This is a genomic window from Actinoplanes sp. NPDC051411, from assembly GCF_040682075.1.
In the GTDB taxonomy this organism is placed as follows: Bacteria; Actinomycetota; Actinomycetes; order Mycobacteriales; family Micromonosporaceae; genus Actinoplanes.
Genome location: NZ_JBFBAD010000299.1, coordinates 1 through 1,048, shown reverse-complemented (window position 1 = coordinate 1,048; position 1,048 = coordinate 1). Strand labels below are relative to the sequence as shown.

The 1,048-nt window shown below is 67.2% G+C and carries 1 protein-coding gene; it reads left to right on the top strand.

Annotated elements, in window-relative coordinates:
- Window positions 1-78 precede the first annotated feature (78 nt).
- Window positions 79-1,041 carry an IS30 family transposase gene (locus AB0M88_RS53335; protein ID WP_364116364.1) on the top strand — a complete coding sequence of 321 codons (963 nt, stop codon included), beginning with the start codon at window positions 79-81 and terminating at the stop codon, window positions 1,039-1,041.
- Window positions 1,042-1,048: the final 7 nt, after the last annotated feature.

Sequence of the window (1,048 nt, the reverse complement as noted above, 5' to 3'; positions counted from 1 at the left end):
GGCGAGTTCAGCCGGTCGTAGCATTTGATCTTGGCGGGTCGGTGGGACAGGATTCCCGCTGTGCGCAACATGTTGACCTTGGTCGATCGTGAAGAGATATCCCGTGGTTTGGCCGAGGGTCTGGAATACCAGGAGATTGCCCGGCTGATCAGCCGGAATCCGTCGGTGGTCTCCCGGGACGTAGCCCGGCACGGCGGTCGGGCCGAGTACCGGGCGGTGGCTGCTGACGACTCGGCAGCGGCGGGCCGGCAGCGGCCGAAGGCATACGCGGTCGACCGCTCGCCACGGCTGCAGGCCGTGGTCAAGGAGCAGCTGAAGGGTGGTTGGTCGCCGGCGTCGATCGCAGGCCGGTTGCCGTACGACTACCGCGACGATCAGGCTGTACGGGTGTCCCACGAAGCGATCTACCAGTGGCTCTACGCCCAACCGGTGTCCACCCTGGCCCGGGAGTTGCTGCGGCTGCGTACCGGCCGCACCGACCGCCGCTCCGGGCCGCGCCCGGCCCCGGCGCCCCGCATCCGCGAGCCCCGCTACCTCGACGAACGTCCCGCCGAGGTCGAGGACCGGCAGGTCCCGGGACATTGGGAGGGCGACCTCGTGATCGGTAAGGGCGGCAAGTCCGCGGTCGCAACGCTGGTCGAGCGGACCTCACGGATGCTGGTCCTGGTCCCGCTGTCCGGCCGTGACGCGTTGACCGTGGGCGACGCGGTGATCGCCGCCGCCGGGAACCTCCCGCCGCAGATCGCCCGGTCGCTGACCTGGGACTGCGGCTCCGAGATGGCCGGACACGCGCGGATCACCGCCGCCGGGTTGCCGGTGTACTTCGCCCGCCCGCACTCGCCGTGGCAGCGCGGCAGCAACGAGAACGCGAACCGTATCCTGCGCGAATACTTCCCGAAAGGCGTTCCGATCACGTCGGATCCGAAATATTTAGCGATGGTGGCTTCCGAAATCAATGACCGGCCCCGTAAGATCCATAATTGGAAGAAGCCCTCCGAGATATTCGCCGAACTCGTAGAGGTAAATGCTTCGACTGTCTGAATCTGCC